The 1312-nt window shown below is 43.5% G+C and carries 2 protein-coding genes; both read right to left on the reverse strand.

Features of this window, described 5'->3' with window-relative positions:
• Window positions 1–260 (reverse strand): hypothetical protein (locus M7Q83_RS14035; RefSeq protein ID WP_298340245.1); only part of this gene is annotated, 260 nt, incomplete at its 3' end.
• Window positions 261–262: 2 nt separating this feature from the next.
• Complete coding sequence (locus M7Q83_RS14040) at window positions 263–1168, reverse strand: hypothetical protein (protein ID WP_298340248.1); 906 nt, start codon at window positions 1166–1168, stop codon at window positions 263–265.
• Between the last annotated feature and the right edge of the window lie 144 nt (window positions 1169–1312).

The raw sequence follows: 1312 nt of genomic DNA on the forward strand, positions 1-1312 counted from the left end.
ATACTCGGAGGTTGCTGCCTCGATCTCTTCGGTGGTGGCGATACGTTCGGTTGGCCATTGCTCGAGTGATGGAACCCGGCTGTGATTGCTGAGTCTTTGATATACATGTCATCTCCATACACAGTTCTCACAAGCACAGTTGTATCATATATGTCCTGAACCATACATCTGATAGGTTCATTTGATGAAAGGAAATGGATTTCTATATATTTTTTATCCCTCATGCTATCTGCCAAAACGTCCCTCAAGTCAAAATTCATTTTTAATCCCTCTCTATAACGGCATCTGGTAGTTCTTCGTATGTTGTGCTTCCGTATCCTGTGTATGATCTGAGTGCACGACCTAATGCCCTTGTCTGTGCCATTTCTCTGAGGAATGGCTGCATCTTTGAATTTTGAACGCTCTGTTTGTTTGCCGTACCAATCCCATTGGTAGGTCTGGACATGTCTTCGTATGCCATTTTTTGCACGTCTGGGTCAAGATGTGATATGATTTCAAGCATCCTTGCATCAATTTTAGGATAGATTTTTGCCTCTGCTGTCCATGTTTCTGTTTTCTCGTCATAGTGATCTGTGATCTCAATTCTTCTATACCCCGCCTTGCCAGCCATGTATTGAAGACCAGCAACCTTGATATAAGCATTCCCCGTAATTTTCATGAAAAAAAGGTTTGCCATCTCTTCTGGGATCCCCGCTGTCTTTGCAAGCGCAAGTTCACTTCCTGGCTGAACTGTAAATTCGGTTTTTTCTTTTTTCTTTTTCTCTGCCTCTTCTCTGGTTTGCGGGACATTCAGAGTGTTTTTCTCATTCTCCTGTTTTTCTTCGGGTTTGGTGTCCTGATCTGTTACCTTGTGCCATTCTCTGATCTTTCCTACTGCTACTGATAGATCACCCTTGTTTTTCAAAGAATCTATCAGGGTTGAGGCATCCCTCACGCTTAGCTCTGACATGGAAAAACCTAATGATTCTTCCATGTCTTCCTTTCCCCAGTCCTCTTTCTCCATCAAGGAGAATAACAATTTTCTCTGGGCGTCTGTCCATGTTCCAGCTACCATATTCAACATACTTTTTTCGTTTTCCATTTCACTCCACCTCTTCCAGTTTTTCCCTGATTGCCTGCTCTGCTCTGGTTTCCCAGTCTCCAGTTCCCCAAAACGAATTGGGGACATTTGCAATCACTTTCCCAGATATTCCGCCAAAATATTCCGTCAGTTCTCTCTTCTTGCCTACGGATATAACAATGGATTAGGAAAATGGAGTTGATAAAGATCGATCTCCTCCACCCCCAACCGAGCCGCTGAACGTCGTGCATG

It is taken from the genome of Ferrimicrobium sp., assembly GCF_027364955.1.
Lineage (GTDB): Bacteria > Actinomycetota > Acidimicrobiia > Acidimicrobiales > Acidimicrobiaceae > Ferrimicrobium.